General features: G+C 47.2%; 10 protein-coding genes. 2 read left to right on the top strand and 8 right to left on the bottom strand.

The annotated features are described in order from the left end of the window. Positions 1 to 140: 140 nt before the first annotated feature. The 4 genes from AA84_RS0113090 to AA84_RS0113075 form a co-directional block, all read right to left on the bottom strand. Positions 141 to 3,371, bottom strand: a complete 3,231-nt coding sequence (locus AA84_RS0113090) for an efflux RND transporter permease subunit (RefSeq protein WP_028977578.1) — start codon at positions 3,369 to 3,371, stop codon at positions 141 to 143. Between the two features lie 206 nt (positions 3,372 to 3,577). After that, a complete protein-coding gene (locus AA84_RS0113085; RefSeq protein WP_028977577.1) occupies positions 3,578 to 4,741 on the bottom strand; it encodes an ABC transporter permease in 1,164 nt (387 codons plus the stop codon). Beyond that, positions 4,728 to 5,870, bottom strand: coding sequence for an ABC transporter permease (locus AA84_RS0113080; RefSeq protein WP_028977576.1), 1,143 nt, complete (start codon positions 5,868 to 5,870; stop codon positions 4,728 to 4,730). Before AA84_RS0113080 ends, AA84_RS0113085 begins: the two co-directional genes overlap by 14 nt. A gap of 15 nt (positions 5,871 to 5,885) precedes the next feature. After that, positions 5,886 to 6,818 carry an ABC transporter ATP-binding protein gene (locus AA84_RS0113075; protein WP_028977575.1) on the bottom strand — a complete coding sequence of 311 codons (933 nt, stop codon included), beginning with the start codon at positions 6,816 to 6,818 and terminating at the stop codon, positions 5,886 to 5,888. A gap of 176 nt (positions 6,819 to 6,994) precedes the next feature. Here AA84_RS0113075 and AA84_RS0113070 point away from each other — a divergent pair, with 176 nt between their 5' ends. Together AA84_RS0113070 and AA84_RS0113065 are read left to right on the top strand one after the other, a co-directional pair. After that, positions 6,995 to 8,068 carry a sensor histidine kinase gene (locus AA84_RS0113070; RefSeq protein ID WP_028977574.1) on the top strand — a complete coding sequence of 358 codons (1,074 nt, stop codon included), beginning with the start codon at positions 6,995 to 6,997 and terminating at the stop codon, positions 8,066 to 8,068. Continuing rightward, on the top strand, positions 8,065 to 8,685 hold the full coding sequence (locus AA84_RS0113065; RefSeq protein WP_028977573.1) for a response regulator: 621 nt from the start codon (positions 8,065 to 8,067) through the stop codon (positions 8,683 to 8,685). Before AA84_RS0113070 ends, AA84_RS0113065 begins: the two co-directional genes overlap by 4 nt. Positions 8,686 to 8,836: 151 nt before the next feature. Here the strand turns inward: AA84_RS0113065 and AA84_RS0113060 are convergent, their stop codons facing one another. Genes AA84_RS0113060 through addB form a run of 4 tightly spaced genes read right to left on the bottom strand, consistent with a single transcriptional unit; the run spans position 8,837 to position 20,654 of the window. After that, entirely contained in the window at positions 8,837 to 12,235 is a 3,399-nt protein-coding gene (locus AA84_RS0113060) for an AAA family ATPase (protein ID WP_028977572.1), read from the bottom strand. Then, on the bottom strand, positions 12,222 to 13,424 hold the full coding sequence (locus AA84_RS0113055; RefSeq protein WP_028977571.1) for an exonuclease SbcCD subunit D: 1,203 nt from the start codon (positions 13,422 to 13,424) through the stop codon (positions 12,222 to 12,224). The genes AA84_RS0113060 and AA84_RS0113055 overlap by 14 nt, the downstream gene beginning before the upstream one ends. After that, complete coding sequence (gene addA, locus AA84_RS0113050) at positions 13,421 to 17,167, bottom strand: helicase-exonuclease AddAB subunit AddA (protein WP_028977570.1); 3,747 nt, start codon at positions 17,165 to 17,167, stop codon at positions 13,421 to 13,423. The genes AA84_RS0113055 and addA overlap by 4 nt, the downstream gene beginning before the upstream one ends. Then, entirely contained in the window at positions 17,157 to 20,654 is a 3,498-nt protein-coding gene (gene addB / locus AA84_RS0113045) for a helicase-exonuclease AddAB subunit AddB (protein WP_028977569.1), read from the bottom strand. The genes addA and addB overlap by 11 nt, the downstream gene beginning before the upstream one ends. Positions 20,655 to 20,839 lie beyond the last annotated feature (185 nt).

The following is a 20,839-nucleotide window of genomic DNA, read 5'->3' as shown; positions in this document are numbered from 1 at the left end:
ATAGTTTGTCGCAATTCTATTGTACAGGAAGACTCAGCGATGGGTCCTTTTAATTTTCTAAGTGTTGCACTTAAAGTGTAAATTCAAGCTGTTAAAAAAACTGCTTCAACCAAATGGGTCGAAGCAGTTTTTGAATGTCATTAGTCACTTACTGTTGTGTCTTCTTTATGTGTCCTTTTACTTTTTAGTTTCATCAATGCTTCATAGACAATCGGCACGATCAGTAAGGTCAAGAGTGTCGAACTCGTGATTCCGCCGATAACGGTAACCGCCAATCCTTTAGAGATCAAACCGCCACTTCCTTCCATGCCGAATGCAAGTGGCATCAGCGCGCAGATGGTGGCAATTGCGGTCATCAAAATGGGTCGGATACGCGTACCGGCTGCTTCGAGCAATGCTTCGCGTGTGCTTAATCCTGCTTTTTCCTTGTGGATGACTCGGTCAATTAAGACAACCGCGTTAGTAATAACAATACCGATCAACATCAATGCACCAATCATTGACGACACGCTGATCGTCTCACCACTGACCAGCAGGGCAACCAAACTTCCGATAATTGCAAAAGGCAGTGAGAACAGAATGGCGAACGGTGCCAATCCGCCGCCAAAAGTCACAACAAGGACGAAGTAGACAATGATCACCGCAGCGAGCATGGCGAAACCGAGCCGACTGAAGGAGTCGTTCATCTGTTCGGTTACTCCGGAGAAAGACACGCTAGCTCCATCTGGAAGATCCAGTTTGTCAATCTGCTTTTGCAAATCGGCAGTTGCCCCGGATACGTTCTTTGCCGTCACCTTTGCCGAAATCTCAGCATAGAGCTTACCGTCACGTTTTGTGATCGTTTGCGGTGAGTTTCCTTTTTCAACCTTGGCCAAGTCACTGATCTTCACATTTTGACCCGTTGGTGATGCAACGGTTTGATCGGTCAGTTCGTCCAGCGACTTCAGATTTGTATTGCCTGAGGTTTTCAAATAAACCTTAAGGTCATCACCATTCCGCTTGATTGTGGTTAGTGCCTGATTATTGGTCATTCCGCTTGATCCGAGCAGTGTTTGTGCAATTTGTCCGGCGGCAATACCATTCTGGCCAAGTTTTGCTTGATCGGCTGTCATCGTGTATTGATCGTAGGCCTTTGAAAGACTGGAGTCCGCATCCGTGAAATTTTTATCCTTTTTCACAACATCTAAGACGTCGCTTGTTACCGGGCGAAGCTGATTCATTGAATCGCCATACACATAGAGCGTCAGCGTATTCGAGCTTGAACCGGAGCCAAAGTCTTGGAATTTAAACTGACCATGATCAGCACGGGCATTTAAGCCCTTAAGCACTCTTTGCTGGAAATCCTCGAAATTTGGGGTGCTTGTTTTGTAAGAAACAAAGAACAGCCCCTGATTATCGGATGATTGGAACATTGCCGAAGAACTAGAGCCGCCAATCGAATATTGCACTTTATCCATATACTTGCTTGATTCCAAATAGCGTTCAGCTTCCTCTGCAGCCCTTTGCGTATCCTTGACGGTTTGTCCCGGATCTGGATTATAAGTAATGATTAATTCTTTTTCCGAGTCGCTTGGCATAAAGCTTGCGCCGATATGCGGCACGAGAAACAAACTTGCTGCAAAGACAAGTACTGCAGCGCCAAAGACAAGCATCTTATGATTCAAAGCGCCGTTCAAGATTTTCCGATAGCCTGAGGCAATTTTTCCTGGTTTTTCCTCATGATTGATCTTTTTCTTCAAACCATTCTTAAAGAAACTGTTCGAAAGCATTGGAACGATCGTGATCGCGACAAGAAGCGAAGCGAGTAGGGAGAAGACGATCGTTAAGGCAAACGGCCAAAAGATCTGCCCGACAACGCCTGATACGAGGGCCATCGGCAAGAACACCGCAATCGTTACAATTGTCGAAGAAAGAATTGGAACGAACATTTCATGAGTTGCTTCGCGGATTAATTCCCTACCTCTTAGTTTTTCTGTAGACAGCGACATTCGCCGGTAAATATTCTCGATGACAACTATAGAGTCATCAACAACACGCCCGATCGCAATCGTCATCGCACCAAGTGTCATAACGTTCAACGTAATATCCATTTGTTTCAGCACAATCAAAGCAATCAGTAATGAAAGCGGGATGGAAATGACCGAGATTAAGGTCGTGCGGATATTTCTCAGGAAAAGCAAAATGATTAGCATTGCAAATAGCGCACCGTAAATCGCTTTTTCCACCATTGTTTTTACTGACTGCTCGATGGGTTGGCCCTGATCAAACATTGATTCCGTTTGAATGTCTGGGTAGGACTTGTTAAATGCTGCCACTTTCGCTTTGACGTCATTCACAACGTCAACCGTATTTGCATCTTGACCTTTTACAACAGACAAACCGATGGAGCGTTCACCGTTTGTACGGGAAATCGATTCAGCTTTCTTCTGGAGCGCTACACTTGCCACTTCAGAAAGTTTGACTGTCGGCAGTTTGATTGCTGCAGCTTGCTGGGCGCCTGAAGCCGAATCGGCTTGCGCGCTTGCATCCTGCTGAGTCTGGCCCGCGTTTTGCTGCGTGCTCGCTCCGTTTGCGGTTTGCTGCTGGGCTGCAGTGCCCGGTTGTGCCTGCCCGCTAAGCGCTGGTTGCGGTGTATAGGGGATCCGCATATCCTTCAGATCATTCACAGATTTAATATTTCCGCTGACAACAATTGATTTCTGACTTTGATCAATCGTGTAGAGGCCAAGCGGAGCCGATACATTATTTCCTTTAATCAAATTTACGACTGTATCTTGAGTAATTCCGTATTTCTTCAATTGATTTGCTTTAAAAGAGATCTGAACACTTTCAGTTTGCTGTCCAGATAACGTGACCGAGGAAATTCCGTCGACGCCCTGAATGGATGGAAGCAGATCTTTTTCGACACGGTCACTCAACTGATCCAGCGACATATCCTTGCCGGAAACACTTAAGCTGTAAACGGGCATCGAATCCATGCTGATGCGCGCAACAGTTGGCGTCGATACTTGATCTGGCAGGCTCACCTGGTCAACGGCTTCTTTAATATCATCTGTTGCTTTGTCCATATCTTGACTATAATCATATTCAACAACAACGGCAGACATACCGGTTGACGACGTTGCACTCACATTCTGAACGCCGGGCAGTGCCTGAAGTTTCTGCTCAATCGGCTCGGTCACACTGTTGTCGACTTCATCTGGCGATGCGCCCTGATACATTGTTGAAACACTGACGACAGGTATGGTAAAATTCGGCATTGTTTCCATCTTCATCGTAGTACCGGCGTAGATCCCGCCGATAATGACAACGAGCGTCAGCAGCCACACAGCCAGCTTATTCTTCATTGAAAACGCGATTATTTTTCGCACCCACTCACTCCACCTTTTCCTATACAATTATGGCTATGAAACAACCTTCATTCATTGTAAACAACTCTGACTTTGCCCGCTAGATCCCTCAGACTTAAAGCCGCTACGCCTTAAGACCTAATCACGCGGGTCTTAGGTTTACCATACAAAACCAAAATGAATTTCAGATGAATTCTTTTTATCTTTTTATGAATCCTTTGCTGAAATTAATTGGTCGCTTGCTGTCTTCTTCCAATGACCAGAGCGACAGCGATGAAGGCCCCGGTGAAAGCAAGCATAATCAACATGCTGTACAAAGATGGTGCCAGATGGTCCCATGAGAAATGGGTTAATTTTGCGATTTTGGTATTTGCTTGAACATACCAATAGGTCGGTGTGAAGCTGGCAATTTTGAGTACGGTGCTATTAAGAAATTCCTGTGGAACAAAAACACCGCTAATGAAACACGTGCCCAATGTGATCAGATTACATACCGCTGAGACGGCATTAAGACTCTTTAAGACCGTACTGATCAGATAACTGAGACTTGCGATGCATCCGGTAAACAAAAGCGAATTGATCAGGAAATAGAGCATATTTATTGTGGCGATGCTTTTCGGATCAAGAAGGAAACAAAAACCGACCAATACCGCCCATGAAGCGCCGGCAAACAGCAAATTCGCTGCAAGAAGCTGCATCGTGATGTTTGTTGGCTTCAGCGGCGAGCAATAGTGACGCATACGCAAATCGCGTCTTCGAAAGACCATCATTGCCGTCGAAATTCCCATAATGAGCACTGCGGACAATGTATAAGCAAGGAAATTAAAATAGAACATTGAGAAGCTGTCTGAAGTTTTCGCCGCGTTTTCTGTTTTCATGAACACCGGAGTAGTGCCGGATAAATTTGCTTTTAAGCGGCTGACCAAGCCGTCCTGACTGATCCCCGGTTCATGGGTCGCATAGAGCCGGGCAAGATTCCAATATTGATCAACGTTGAGGTCCACATAGGTGTTCTCAATCGAATTCGGCACAACCGTTTTTTCCAGTCGCATATTTCCACCGCTAAGCACGTTTTCCGTAAACCCTTTAGGAATACGCAGGATATAAGTGACCTGGCGAAAATAGAGCGCATCCTGAAGCTTCTCGGATTGGTCCGGCAAAGCAACAATCATCGTACTACGCGAAAGCTCCTTGCGAAACCCTTTGACAAGTGGCGTCTGTTCTTCTGCAATGAAGGCAATTCGTGCTTTCTTTTGCGCGAAGGTCGTCGGCTGGTCCGATACACTGGTTGCTGAAATCAAAATTGCGATCGCCAAAAAGATAACGACATAGATCGAGACCGAGAGCCAATTTTTCCGAAAAATTTTCAAACACACGTTAAAGACGGGCATATCTTCGCCTCCTGATGATCAGATAAGTCCCCGCGCAGAAAACAATGATAAAAAGGCACATCATCCCCGCGTTTAATGCAAAGCGGTACAAGTTATCGTAGTAATAAAGCGCGTAAAACGCATCCGTCAGCAAATTGACCGGATTAAGCCATGAAAGAAGCGGAACATACTGAGAAACGATATATTTCATGTTCTGATACATCATGCCAGACAGGAAGGAACCGGCCATCGTCACGAAAATAAGGCAAGCAATTTTTAACCCTTCGCCCGCCTTGACGACAGCACTGATAAAAGCTCCGAATGAGATACCAAGAATACTTCCTAACAGAGCGGTAAGCACCACGAGTCCTGTACGCGGACCAAAATCGATCTTCAGCCCGAACCGCAAATAAGCTAACAGAATAAGAATTTCTGCAAAAAGAATAATCAATGCAGCCAGACTACCGGCAATAAACATCTTGAGTTTATGAATCGGCGCTGTATTGACTCGTGCGGCACGCTCCGTCTGATCTGCTTGAATATCCATGACTTCCTTCGCTCCCCAGAAGCTTCCGTACAAACAAGCCATCGCGATCAAAGTATAGAAGTAATTCAATACATTATTTGGTTCCGCGCCGCCTCCGGAAACCTCTTTAACATAACTGCGATGATCGCTCAAGTCTTGCAGCAACCCGTTTTGCAGCGCATTCGGATTGTCCTTGGCAATCTGCGCTGCCGCGGCACTACTTGTACGGTACTGATCAACGAAACTTTTCATAATACTCTGATTGAGTCCGGATTCATTCACCGTTAATTGAATCGTTTCGCCACTCGAGAAATAACCGTCAATCTTCCCTGCTTTCAACCATCGATCAGCTTCTGCCTGACTGGCAGCTGTTTTCATCATGAACAAACGATTTTTTCCTTTCGAAACGCTGCGCAGAACATCTACAAACGGTGCATCATAGTGGCTGTTGCCGCTGGGAACCACCGCGGCATGAATCGGATGAAACGATGCTTCATCGTTCAGATTGCTGAATGCCATGTAAAAGAATGTTCCCAGCAAGATCGGAAAAAGAAGCGTCCAAAATACCAGCTGCTTATCTCTGATCAGGCATTTAAAACGATAGAAAAAAATATGCATGAACATCGCGTAACCTCCTCCTCAATCCCTGAGCTGTTTGCCGGTTATTTCAAGAAAGACGTCATTCAGTGTCGGCAGTTCTGAGTAAATACGTCCGAACCCGATCTCATGTGTTTTTAGGAAATCAAGCACCGCTTCAAGACTTCCTGCTTTCTTTCCAGACTTAATGACCAGCCGTTTTTCAACCCACTGAACAGAGAGAACGCCAGAAAGCTCACGCAGCTGCTGCAGCTCGTGTTCATTGATCGAGAAGGCTTCAATCGTAATTTTCTCGCCAAGCGTAATCATCGCTTTCAGCTCTTCTTGCGTTCCGGATGCAATCACCCGTCCTTTGTCCAATATGGCAATTCGTGAACATAACTGCTCGACTTCCTCCATGTAATGCGAGGTATAGACAATCGTTGCGCCCTGTTCATTTAAGCGCGCGATGCCTTCGAGTATTTTATTGCGGCTTTGCGGGTCAACCGCAACGGTTGGTTCGTCAAGGATAATCAGTTTTGGCCGGTGTGCAATCCCGCAGGCAATGTTTAGTCGCCGCAGCAAACCACCGCTTAATTTTTTGGGATGAAACTTTTTGAAGTTCCCCAGTTCAACAAAATCAATCGCCTCTTCCACAAGCCGCTTTCTTTCTGATTTATCATGCACATACAGCCCGCAAAAATAATCGATATTTTCATAGACCGTTAACTCATTAAAAACGGCGACATTTTGCATCACAATGCCAATGTTACGCTTGCTCTCATAAGCATCCGGCGTCATTTTTTTACCGAATATTTCAATTTCTCCTTTATCAAAGCGCAGCAGCGACAAAATACAATTAATGGCTGTACTTTTCCCCGATCCATTGGGGCCAAGCAAGCCAAAGATTTCGCCTTCTTTTATATCCAGCGATAGGTGATCGAGTGCAACAAGATCCCCATATCTTTTTAGCAAATTTTTCACATGAATGATCATGAGGTATCCCCCTTCCGGTTTACCTTTAGTTTAATTGATCGCTGCTGGACACATCAGTGTCGCCAATCATCAATCGCCATGACATTTGTCATCATTCGGACGTCATAAATTGTTTGGATGCATAAAACATGGTTAAATAAAGGAAGTAAAAGAATAAATCAGGACGGATATGCGCGATGAATTCGATTATCGATAAACTGGTCTTGCTCTTAAGCTGCTCTATTCTGTTTCTGACAGGAAAACCCTTTGCTTATGATGTACTCCCATTTTTACTGACGATTATTTTTTCTTGCTTTCTTAGCTATTTTCATCAAGAACGCCTCCACCTGTTTCTTGTCGGTTTCTTTTTGCTCATAAGCTTGTTTTTGCCTTGGCTGTGCGTGTTTCTGCCACTCGCACTTTATGACATGTTTTACTCGAAAAAGCAGTGGATCTGTCTGTTAGCTTTACTTCCCTTTCTGAAGTTCTGGCCGCTTGGCACGCTGCAGATTGATTTAGGGCTCTGCGTCCTATTTCTTTTCTCCATACTTCTGCGGTTTCGTACAAAGGCGTTGGCGCAGCTGATCCGCCGTCATTACTATTTGCGAGATACCACCAAAGAAATGGCTCGGCAACTGAAGCGTCAGAATCAGAACTTGCTTAAAAAGCAAACGAACGAACTGACCATGGCAACTCTAGGGGAACGTAATCGCATCGCACGAGAGATTCATGACAACGTTGGTCATTTGCTGTCGCGCGCGTTGCTGCAAACCGGTGCCCTGCTCGCTGTCTCACAAAAGCCGCAAACAACTGGTGGGCTGATCGAACTGAAGGACACTTTAACAGAAGCAATGACAAGCATTCGCAAAAGCGTTCATAATCTGCATGATGAGTCGATCAATTTGCAGCATGAACTCGACAAGCTGATCCGGAAATTCACGTACTGTCCGATGACCCTTGACCTTGCGGTACAGCATACTCCCGGGAGCAAACTCACTTATGCACTGATCTCAATTGTTAAAGAAGCCTTGTCCAACATTGTTCGGCATTCAAACGCCACCCATGCTGAAACAACGCTGCGTGAGCACCCGGCATTCTATCAGCTCATCATCCATGACAATGGGCAAGTGCCCGGCAATTGGCAGGGCCAAGGAATGGGGTTGAAGAATATTCAAGAGCGTGTGGAGGCTTTTCACGGCATTTTCACGATCGACGATAAAAATGGATTTATGCTTTTTATCTCAATTCCTAAGGAGGAAAACCGATCATGAATGTGATCATTGTGGATGATGACCGACTGGTTGTGTCTTCGCTGAATACAATACTGGAGACTGATCCGGAGATTCGGGTTGTCGGTTCGGGATACTCAGGAGCTGAAGCCCTGCACCTCTGCCAGAGGCTTTGTCCGGATCTGCTCTTAATTGATATTCGAATGGATGGCCTATCTGGAATTGAGGCTGCAAAACGTTTAATGAATCAAGCCCCTAAGACGAAGGTATTGTTTTTGACCACCTTTTCAGATGATGAATACATCATTGAAGCCCTGCGTATTGGCGCTAAGGGCTACATTCTTAAGCAAAATTTTGAAAGTATTATCCCTGCACTCAAGGCCGTTTTTAGCGGTCAGCGCGTTTTTGGTGACGCAATCATTGATAAGATTCCGTCTCTGATGAAGTCAAATGAACAGCCAAACCTCAGCGATTATCACTTTAGCAGCCGCGAACTCGCGATGATCAGGCTGGTAGCAGATGGAAAATCAAATCGTGAAATTGCGCAAGAACTCTATTTAAGCGAGGGCACGGTGCGTAATTACATCAGTTCGATTTTGGATAAATTGGCTTTGCGTGATCGAACGCAGCTCGCTGTTTTCTATTACAAACAATCCTGAATCATCACTTGATTAGTGCTATACCGCTAGTCCCATTTCTGCATATCCAAAATCATCGACCTCCTTTACCTATGAGAAAAGGGTGTCCCGACGCTAAGAGACACCCTCATGATAAACAATGCTTTCGTTTCGATTAGGCTGCTTCAAAAGATTACAGCATCTCCATGTGGACGCGGCTTCCTCGTCCAGACGGTATGGCGGGCGAAACAACAAGCCTCCTCGGCAGCCGTTCGCGCATTTCCGGTACATGACTAATGACGCCAATTGCTAAACGGCGCATATGCAGTTTCTCCAGTGCCGTGACCACGGTATCCAAAAGATCGGGATCAAGCGAACCGAAGCCCTCGTCCAAAAAGAAGAATTGTAGCGGCACATTGCCCCGCAGCTGAATCTGTTCCGAAAGTGAAAGGGCAAGTGCTAGCGAAGTTAAAAAGGTTTCTCCGCCAGATAAGGATGAGACGGGGCGATAGACGCCACCGTTCCCATTATCGCGAATGATGAAGCCGCTCTGCTCATCGACTTCAAGTACATATCGATCATGAGTCAGCTCACCAAGCCGCTTTGATGCCGCAGCGCAAACCTGCTGAAGCTGTTCCTCCGCAACAAATTCAACAAAAGCATTGCCTCGAAAAACACGCTGAAGTTTTTCAAATTGATCCAATTCTTTTTGGTTACGCTTTCGTTCCGATTCCAGCGTGCGAAACAACGCATGATTTTTTATCAAGGTTTCCTTTTCTTTATTTGCTGCTCCCAGCGCTTGGCTGACTTCTTGACCTTTTTCTTTCCGTTCCGTCCATTTCTGCCGGATCGCATTGAGCTGTTCTTTGGAGACGTCTTGACCACCAATCCGCTCGGACAGCGCGTCAATCTCCGATACAAGCTTCCTGCTTTGCGCAACATAAGTCTCCCATTCATTTGTACGCCGCATGCGCTCCTCATCGGTCAGATGAGCGTTCATTACCGCCTCGCGCGCGTCAAATTGAGAAGCTTCCAGATGGTTCGACCACTTATGTAACTTTTCATGATGTATTTGTTCTGCACGTTCAAATCGCGATTTTGCATTCGTAGCGTTCTTATCCGCCAGATGGTAGGCTTCACGTGCATGCTCTGCCGCGCGGCTGCTTGTCTCAAACGCTTGCTTGATCCGTTTTATGTCCTGCTCGAGATCCAATGCCAGCTGCTCAAGCGGCATTTCTTCACTTAATTGCAAATTTTTCAATTGACTGCGCCGACCCTGCAATGCTTTTTCGGCCGCCTCCATCCGCCCGCTGCTCTCACTCCATTTGCTCTCCAGTGCGTGCAGCGTTTGCAGATTTTTCTCAAGCATCCGCTCCAGCGGCTTTAGTTGGTCTTTTAATTGACTAATTTCTTTGCGCAACTGCTCACTTTGCTTATCTGAAGATGCAATCTCCTGTTCTTCAGCTTGCATCTGCTCAGAAGAAGCATACTGCGCGCTCCATTTGCTCCAAAGTTGATCCCGTAACGCGCTCTTTTCGCTGGCCTGCGCCTTTAGCAAACGCATCTTTTCCTGATACATGGTGAACTGCGCCGCACAGGTTGACTGCAAAGTCTCCTGTTTCAGCTGTTTATTTTGAAATGCAGCCGTTGCCTGATCCAAATGGATGAGATCCTGTTTCAATTCTCGCACGGCAACCTCAATAGGGTTCACACACGCGTCCACCCCATCTTGTTCCCACTTTACAAAATCAGCAGGCTCATCTTCACGGAGACCTCGATTAAGCGCATCGGATTGCACAAAAGATGCCGTCAATACTTTCGCCTGCTGTTCCAATTGCGCGCGATAAATCCCGATGTGCTGTTGCGCTTGATTCAGCTGCTCCGCTGCCTTGTCAAAAGCCAAGCGCCTCTTTTCAAAGGGAGCCTCTGAGATGACTTGATTAGGCGCAGGATTGGGGTGATGCAGCGCTCCGCATACCGGACATGGCTGACCGTCACGCAGCGTGTCCACCAATTGCCGTGACAGATTTTGACGGTGAATCTTCTCTCGTTCCTGTTCCATTTTGTTTCGTTCATACTCGATAAATGCTCGAGCAGAGCGAATCAACCGAGAAAGGTGTACCGACCGATTATAGAGCGATTGATTCTGCTCATTTAGTACAGCTGCTTTTTGTTCGGCTTGCTTCTGTTCGTGCTTTAATTGATCTTGCTGTTCGAAAAGTTTGCGCAGGCGGTCGCGCAGTCCGATCCATTCACTTCGTTTCTCTTCAAGATACAGATCCAAGCTATCGATTTCTTTTTTCTCTTGGAGTGCATGCTGCACGCGTAATCGGCGCTCACTGTCCACGGTGAGTGCCATCCGTTTCTCTTCATTGGATTCCAGAATTTCTTTCAATTGCGCGCATTGTGTTTGCTGCTGCTGTACGGCGAGCCGTGCGCGATCAATTTTCTGCTTCAATTCCGAGCGTTTTCTCTTCAAAATCTCAACAGTGCTGATCTCCTCTTGCAATTGTTTTTGGACAGAGGCACCTTCAAGCAGCCGCTGCCTGTCACGCTCATGCTTCGGCAGCTGATCATCTAAAGCCCGCTTCGCTTGCGCATGCTGCATTTCCGTCGCTTGCACAGCCGCTTTTGTCTGTTCATAACGGCCGCTTACTTCCGCCATGAGTCGTTTCGCTTCAGTTGTTTCGCGTTCTGCATCAACTAAGGCCTCCAAATAAGGCACCAACCGATCAGCGGCTTCATCGCTTTCAAGCTCGCGTTTAATCGTATGATAATGATCCTTTTCCTGCTTCAATTGCTCAAGCTTACGCGTTTTGTTATCCTTCTCATCGATCAGACTGCGGACGTCCTCAAAATGTGCTTTTTGCGTTTCAATGTGTTCGAGTTCTTCTAAAATCCGCTTTTGCTCGTTTGCAATCTGCGCGCATCGGTCTTCGGCAGCCTTTACCGCTTCGCGCGAGGCATCGCCAAGTACCGCCTGTTTTTCAACAATAACCTGCAGCCGCTGCTTCCGTCCCTCTGCGGCACGTTTGAGTCGTGCGGACAATTCATCGCCGTATTTCTCTAAATGAAAAAGCCGCTGTAACATTTTGCGTCGTTCATTCCCCTTCAGGGTCAAAAATTCAGCGAATTTGCCCTGTGGCAAAACGACTGCACGCGTAAAATCGTCATGCGTTAAGCCAAGAATCTTTCGAATCGATTGAGTCAGATCGCGTTCTTTATCTGCAAGGACCTCTTTGACCTTACCCAGTTTAATCAAACGGCAGCTTGCTTGACGCAGTCCACCGTCCTTCATCCGTTTATAACTGCGCTCTGCACGGTAACGAACGGTGCAATCCCCGGAAAGTTCAAATGTAAAACCGACTGAAAGCTGCTGTTCCAATTGATTCAAAATGCCGCTCGTATTATTGGCCGCCCGTTCAACAGTGCCATAGAGTGCGAGCGTCATCCCATCAAGTATCGTCGATTTACCGCTTCCGGTCGGTCCAAAGATACCAAATAATCCGTCTGCACAGAGTGCTTCGAAATCAATTCTCTGTTCCTGACGAAAACTATTCAGCCCGCTAATAGTCAATTCAATCGGTTTCATGCAAGTCCCTCCCTGCTGCTGCTTCACGTTCCGCTTGATCGTCAATCAGCTGCATAAACATGTGGATAAGCTCACTTCCTGGAACTGCACCGTTCGTTTGCTGCTTGTAAAAACGAACAAACAATTCATCAATGGGCAATTTTGATCGCGCTTGGTGATCATGTTCCACTAAGTTGTTTTGATAGATTGGTCGTATCGTTACAAGATGTGGCCGCATTTTGCGCAGCGCCTGAATATCATGCATATTCATTGCCTCATTTAGACAAATCTCGAGATCAATCCACGCTTCTGTATCACGGCCTTCTTCAAGCCATTGATGCACCTCTTCAAGCCCCTTCTCCGCACGCCAGCGCACCAGCGGGCGTCCGGAGCTGAGTTCAACATGCTCCATCGCAATCGGCGTACCTGGAGATGCATCAAGAATCGTTACCGATTTGGCATGTCCGGCTTCAGAAAAACTATACGCAAGTGGGGCACCGGCGTAGCGTGCCGGCACCGCAGAATCGGCCAAAGTCTGCGGTCGATGCAGATGCCCGAGCGCAACATACTGCGCCGATTTTGGAAATGCTGATGGATGAACCGTGTAGGCACCTCCGACTTGTATTGGCCGTTCGGAATCAGATTCCTTACCTCCCGCCGCAAAAAGATGAGTCATCAGCATGTTGACCGTATCCTTTTTAAATGCAGCGGCATGCTGTTGAAAAAGCTCAGCAAGTCGATCATTATAAGCGGTTTTGATTGATTCTTCATCATTTCGTTCACTCAGACACTCATTGAGCCTCGATTCCGAAGGATAGGGGATGCTGCCAAGCACAAGCGTCTCGCCAGTCGTCACGATGGGTACCATTAATGGCTTCAAAACCGGTTTTCCGATAATGGTAATTCCCTGCCTTCCCGCCAGCGGCCGTGAAGCTTCTAAACGCTCCGGACTGTCGTGGTTTCCCGCAATGATCAGTACTGGACGTTTTCCGTTATTTGACAACCGCAGCGCCGTCTCATAGAACAGCGCTTCACTGGCTGCCGGCGGATTAACCGTGTCAAAGACATCGCCGGCCATAAGCACAGCATCAACATGTGCATCGTCCGCTATGGTACAAATCTCATCCATGACGTGCTCTTGTTCTTCCTCTCGAGAGCGTCCCTCCAGCGTTCGTCCGAGATGCCAATCAGCCGTGTGCATCAGCCTCATCTGCTTATTCCTCCTTTCGTCAAATCGACAAAACAGCCGATATCAAACGCATACAGCCCGGCACGCATTACTTTTCGCTTCCAAATCTGTTCAATCGCCCGCTGATACAAGCGGATTTGCACCGCATAGCGTTGTTTTAATTCAGCGACGGCGGCCTCGGGCGTTGGGAATCGGCCAAGATGATCCGTTTTATAGTCGAGAAGAATCAATCCATCCTCGTCCTCAATCATAACGTCAATGACCCCTTGTACAAGTACCTTCTCTTGATCTTCTTCTCTGTTCCATGTCGGATATACTTCATCAGTTGGCAATGCAAGACTAAACGGCGATTCACGGATCACTTTGCCGGCTTCCCGCATCTTCTTGCCAATAGCGGTGTCAAAAAAGGCGTGGACGGCGTGATAGTCAAAACTCTGCTCTTGTGCTTCAGTGATGACTTCCTTTGCTACAAGTGCCGTTCCCTGCTCCTTAAGCTGCTCAAGGGTTTCTGATTTTTTCAAGTCAAGATGCTGCATAAACAAATGGAGCGCCGTTCCGCGTTCTGTTGCAGATAGAGCAGTTTGTTGCAAAAATTGCGGCCGATCATGCCCAATCGCTGAAAATCGTTCCGAGCCGCTTAGCAGTGCATCATCATTACCGCTGCTAAAGTAATCCTGCTGCGCTTTGATTTCTGTGACGGTTTGTTTTGCCATGGATACTGCTGCAGCAGCATGAGGATAGGTCCACGCCAATCGATCAGCGACCTCATCCTGAACACCAGAATGGGAACTCATCGATTTGCCTTGCTTCAGCAACTGCAGCCGTTCCTGATTGATCTGCTTCTTTTCTTCGTCATTTTGGCGAAGCCCGGAAGCCGGGATAAGCTGTACCCTCCATGCCGATTGATCCAAAGATACCGAGGTTCTACTTGGTTCATCCTCAAGCAGCTCATGGAGTGCTTCTGCCGCCCGATGCCGGGCAACTGAAGGAAGAAGCCAATCAAAGTAGGTTGACGCCGATGAGCGACTGTCGGCCGGGAGCAGCCAATCCGTTTGATGCAACGTGTCTCGGCATTTTTCAACTTGTTTCAGTGCATCCTTAACCGTACCAATAAGGATGAGTTTTTCGCGTGCCCGCGTGACAGCGACATATAAAATACGCAGTTCTTCAGCAACCGCATCATGTTTCATACGCTCCTTAATCGCTAAATAAGGCAGGGTCGGACTGCTCATGCGATATTCAGGACTGATCCACTTCGTACCAAAACCCAAGTCTTTATGAAGCAGTGCCGGTTCCGCTGTATCACGTAAATTAAACCGTTTATTCATTCCGGCAACAAAAACGACGGGAAACTCCAAGCCTTTGCTTTTATGAATCGTCATAATCCGCACGACATCCGCCTGTTCGCTTAAGGCTCTTGCCTCACCAAGATCGCTGCCATTAGCCCGCATCCGTTCAATAAAGCGAAGGAAACGAAATAAACCGCGAAATGTTGTCTTCTCATACTGACGTGCACGGTCATAAAAAGCTTTTAAATTGGCTTGGCGTTGCGCCCCGCCGCTCAATCCACCGACATAGTCGTAATAACCGGTGTCTCGATAAACTTGCCAAATTAATTCAGAGACTGCATGATTTTTTGAAAAGTCGCGCCATTCCTCTAACTTTTCTAAAAAGACGGATAATCGTTGAACCGTTTTCTGCTTGCCCTCTGTTAAATAGCTTTTCATTGCCTTATAGAACCCGGAACGGCGATCAGCCATTCGGATCGCTGCTAGTTCATCAGCATGTAGCCCAATGATCGGCGAACGCAACACGGCAGCCAGCGGTATATCCTGATCTGGATTATCAATCACCTGAAGCAAAGATAGCATCACGGATACCTCTACCGCATCGAAGTATCCATTTGACAGTTCTGCATAGGCCGGGATGCCGCGTTGATCGAGTACCTCTTTGATCACCGCTGCTGTTGTGCTGGCTGAGCGGAGCAGGATGGCTATATCACGAAATTGAATCGCTCGCATCTGTCCCCGAGAACGGTCGAAAACCTGAAAGGACGGAGACGATCCGTCATCGCCAATCATTGCACGAATTCGGTCGGCAATCACCGCTGCTTCTAATTCTGCTGAGTCCAAATCGTCCGTGTCTCCGGCTGGTTCGCCCTCAGTAGACGCCCGATTAATGATCTCTAAATCAATTGGACGATTCTCTTCAGGGTACTTGGCACTAAAACACAGTTCAGCAGCAGAATCATAGGCCACGCCCCCAACCCTTTCGTCCATTGTCTGGCGAAAGAGAAAATTGGCTCCATTGATGATTTCCTGCCTGCTTCTGAAATTGTTTGACAGATCAATAACCTGACCGTTTGTATCAGGGCGGGAAAACTGCTTGTATTTCTCACGAAACAGTCCAGGTTCCGCTAAACGAAAGCCGTAAATACTTTGCTTTACATCGCCGACCATAAACAAATGACCACCATTAGCGCCGTCTTTTGTAATCAGCTGAAGGATCGCCTCTTGTACCCGGTTGGTATCTTGGTATTCATCAATCATGACTTCTTGAAAACGCGATCTGAATTGTTCGGCAACTATAGAAGGACGCTCATGTTCGGGCGAAGAACCCTCAGCGCGCAGCACCGCAAGGCATTCATGCTCCAGATCAGAAAAGTCCAGTACAGCTTTGCGTCGTTTCGCTTTTTTATAGTGCCTGATAAAGCTTTTTACCAGCTCAATAATCAGATCAACAGAAGGTGCCATATCGTTGAGATCCTTCAGACATTCATCGGCCGGCCGTGCGAACCATTGCTGTTGCAAATCATTTATTTGTGCTTTTATCGTATCACGTATTTTTTTGACTTGGTCTTTAAGTTGCGGAAGCACCTCTTTACCTCTGACCGGTTTCAATTTGCCGAATGAAATAGATAATACAGCTGCGCGCAGAACCTGCCATTCTGCCCCAGCTACTGCTTGGAGCTGCTCTAAGGCATGGAGTTCCTCAACCAAAGTTTCCGTATAGACAGATGGCCCCCCGGGCTGGCCGCAAAGCCAAACCGCCTTTCTCATTCCATGAACCGTTCCGTTAATTGTTTGAGCGAGCGATTCTTTTAATTCGGACAGCCATTGGCATTGATCGAGCGACGTTTCGCTCGCAACGTGATAGGTTTCAGCCAAATGATCCAACCATTTTCCCGGCCATGGATGGCTCATCGAAAATTCATAGATACGCAGGAGCAGCTGATTCAATGCGTCATCGCTTCGATCACCTGAATAACGATCAACAAGTTGGTAGAATTGCGGATCATTCGCTGCATAGTACTTCTCCAAGCGTTCCTCCAGAACTTCCTCACGCATCAATTGCGCTTCTGTCTCATCAAGCAGACGGAATCCCGGATCCAGATCAAGAAAGTAATAGTAATGTTTCACAACCGACATACAAAACGCATGAAGGGTCATAATCGATGCTTTGCCGAGCAGAGCTTGCTGACGGCGTAAGAACAACTGATTCGGGTCGTCAACCAAACATTGATCAAGCGCCTTGCCGATACGCTCACGCATTTCTGAGGCAGCCGCCTTTGTAAACGTCACAATGAGCAAATCATCGATATTCACCTGTTGATTCGGGTCTGTCAGTTTCTGGATAATTCGTGCAACAAGTACCGCTGTTTTGCCCGAACCGGCGGCTGCCGCGACAAGCAAGTCATGCCCTTGCTCTGTGATCGCACGCCATTGAGCGTCCGTCCACGTTACATTTTTTGGTTTAGTCCTCATCCGGCTTCTCCCCCAACTGCGCTAATTTTCCCAACACATCGCTGTCGTTCATTTTCTTTAGCATCCGATACTGATTGCCCGGCTGCGATTGATCAAAACGGCAAAATGGCCGGAAGGGGCAATAAGTACAAGGAACTTGTCCTTTGAGATTAAACGGCTCAATCGCTACATCGCCGTCGAGAATTTTACAGCCTACATCTGTCATGACTCGCCTTGTATAAGTGCGGAGCAGATCAAATTCTTCCTTTCCTGCCAGCGAAGACGCTTTATAAAAGTCCCCATTTTTCTTAACCCCAAACGGAACAATGTCCGACATTTTTCCTTGTGCCGTTTGATCCGATAAAAGCAGCGCTTCTTCATCTTCCAGAAGTAACCCTTTCATTTTAAAATTTTTATAGAGTTCGCGTTCAAGCCGATCTTGTGGAAGCTTTTCGTTAACGTTCAGAAGCGGATTGTGTACATGAAAATAAAGAACGCCGGCGGGTTCGGCTTGCGTGCCCAGCCACTCTTTCGAATGGGTGATGACCACGTCCAAATAGGTAAGCATCTGAAGAGCCAGACCATAATAGAGTTCCGAAAGATCAAGACTCTTAGCGCTCGATTTATAATCAATGATGCGAAGCAGTAGCCGTCCATGCTCATCCGTCGCCTGATCAATACGGTCAATCCGTCCGACCACTTCCATTTCCGCACCTTGTTTTAAAGGGAAATGCAAGGCCGGGATCGGCTTACCCGGGCCGAAAGGAAGCTCCAGACTTAGTGGTGAAAAACCGCTGGAACGCGCATGACGGCGGAGTACTCGGGCAACCCGGGCGACAACCTGCGTTAATTTATGCTGCAAATAACGCAGTCGATTTGAGCTCGTCAAGATCTGTTTCTGCAAGTTTGGCGCAAGTGTATCTACCGTTTCGCTTGCCAGATGATCGCACTCTTCTGGCGACAAATCATCCCATTTGCGCTTTTGCTTCATAACTTTCGTTGTCATCTGTTTAATCGCCATATGAAACAGTTGACCAATATCGGGTGCAGCAAGCTGAAAGACGTCGCGCTCTTTCAAGTTTAATCCGTAAGAAGCGAACTGAGAAAAGGGACAGGAATTAAATTTCTCCATTCGCGAAACGCTGGTTTGAATGGTTTGTCCATACAATGCACGTGCAGCATCGGAACTAAGTTGCTCATCGTTACGCGCGAATAATCCGGACAGCGCCATCTTTGCCGCACTGCCCCATTCACGATGTACGGTAAACCAGTTATAGGCATCCCACCATAGTTCCGCAATTGGATACCCATTCTTCCATGCACGAATCTGAGCTGAAAGCGTACTGATCGTCTTACGCGGCGTATTGATAAAAGCAAGTTGTTCCTGATCGGAGAGTTCCCTTGGCGATGCGGCCGCAACGGTTTGTTTCAGATTTGGGAAAAAGCGCTGCAAACGTGCGATAAGTGGCGACGGCCGCAATGCTTCGCCATCTTCAGAGGCCAATGGGAAGGAAAGGAACAACCTTTTTTTGGCCAGCGTCAAGGCGCGATAGATTAATTCATTTTCCCCAGCCATCTGTTCCGATTCTCCGTCGGCAACCGTGACCCCTTCATCGTGCAGGAGCTCTCGATCTTTACTCGAGAAAAGGCCTTGTTCAACCGGTTTTGCCGGCAACACCCCTTCGTTGATACCAAGCAGAAAAACATTATTTAGTTCTGAAGCGCGCATGCGATCAAGACTGCCCACCAAGACTTGATCAAGCGCCGGCGGAACCATGGCAAACTCCAGTGCATCCAGTCCGGTGTCGATGATGTTGGCAAACAGCTGAAGCGATATGGGTTCATCGCCTCCGGTTGCCACGCATTGGTCAAGAAGATCGATCACAGCTTTCCAAGCTTGACCATGTGTTTTTGCCTCATAGAGCCGGTGTTCCTGTTCCGCTTTTCTTGCCATCCGTTCCAATTTTTCAGGAACAGCCATACCCATGAGAAAACGATAGAGCGCGCTGCAGCGTTCGGCTACAGTTGAGGCACCCTTCAGCTCAGCTTCAAAGGCTGCCAGCGGCTGCACAATCAGCGAGCGGTATTCATTAATCGTTCTTTCGATTTCCAACTCTTGATCGGACTGCCTTCGTTCTTGTTCCTGCAAGCCGTGGTACGTTCGATAAGACCATTTCACGTTATCGGTCCACTTTTTTCCGTAATAACCGTGAGCGATCACATAGTTTTCCAATCGGTCCATACCTTCGCGTGCGGTTTGCAGATCGTATTCAAATGGAATAAGAAAATCAGTTTTCACGCAGCGGAAAATAGGCTCATAGCGCCAGTTCTGTAGAAGAGCCTCTAATGAAGATCGAATAAATTCAATAAGCGGATGATGCTTCATTGTGCGCTTTTGATCAATGAAAAATGGAATCCGATAATCTTCAAAAATCGTTTCGATGAGATCACGATAGTCTTCAAGATTGCGAACAAGTACCGTCATCTGCCGGTAACGATCATGGTGGACTTGGGCACATTCGATAATTGTGCGCGCAGTCTGCTCCACTTCCTCGCGCCGATTTGCTGCCTCCGTCAAACGAACGCCATCGGTCTGCGCGCTCGTCTGCAGAGGCAATTGTCCAAAATGCATGGTTAAATTTTTCAACGCCTTAGACTCCGGACGAACGAGCGTTCTTTTCAAAACAATCGGATCAATGGTCTGTCCATTCAGCTCCGCGCGTTCCTTTAATTGGAGAAACAGGTGTGCCGGATGACGAAAAACAGAAAATTCGTCCGGGAGCCGATCATAAATTTGATCTGTTCCCAAAACAATGGTGACCTGTTTACACAAACCCATCAGTTGTTCGACGGCCAGAAGTTCTTGTGGTGTCATCGTCTGGAACCCGTCAATCCACACTTCCGCTTGTTTCAGAAATTCAGCGTCATTCATTCGTTCAACCATTAAATACAAATAATCTTCACTATCAATATAGGTTCCTTCCAGTGCCTGACTAAATGATTGATAGATTAGTGACAGATCATGAAGCTTGTCCTTCAGCAGCTGCTGATCTGCATCATCGCTTTTAATCTGCTGCCCTCGGAGAGCAATCTCTTCCGGTTCGAGACAGTACCGTTTAAATTCAATTAATGTGTCACCAAGCAAGTCATAAAAACCGCTTTGCTGTGCCGCCTTTCGGAAAAGATGCAATTCATTCTTTCGATTCTCAACGATTTTGCGAAGGAGCATCGAGATACCGGCAGTATTCAAATGCTGCCGTGTCGCTCCTCCTGCCTGTTGCAGAACGCGCAATGCGAGACGGGATAAACTGTATACATTCAATCGGGTCATGCCGCCGAGATCCGGAGTCGAAGCCAGTGTATATTCCAGACTGAAGGTCATATGTTCCGGGACCAAATAGATTAGCGGCGCCCCATTGGGCTGCTCTTGCAGCTTGCGGCGAATATCCGTCAAACACGCTGACGTCTTTCCAGTCCCTGGGCGTCCTAAAATAAATCGAACAGACATTATCTTCGCTCCAATCATTGTTTTGTTCTTGAAAGTCTAAATGGATTCGTTCGCTTCGTTGCCTATAATTATAGCATACACAGAACATCCGTTCTATTGATTGATTCTGCTTCTTGCTGTCCTGTTAAACAGTCAAAAACCGCAGTGCAATCGCGCGCTGCGGTTTCTCGTTTCTTTTCAGTTTG

This window comes from Sporolactobacillus terrae DSM 11697, assembly GCF_000648615.1.
Lineage (GTDB): Bacteria > Bacillota > Bacilli > Bacillales > Sporolactobacillaceae > Sporolactobacillus > Sporolactobacillus terrae.
This window is presented reverse-complemented; position numbering and strand designations above follow the sequence as displayed.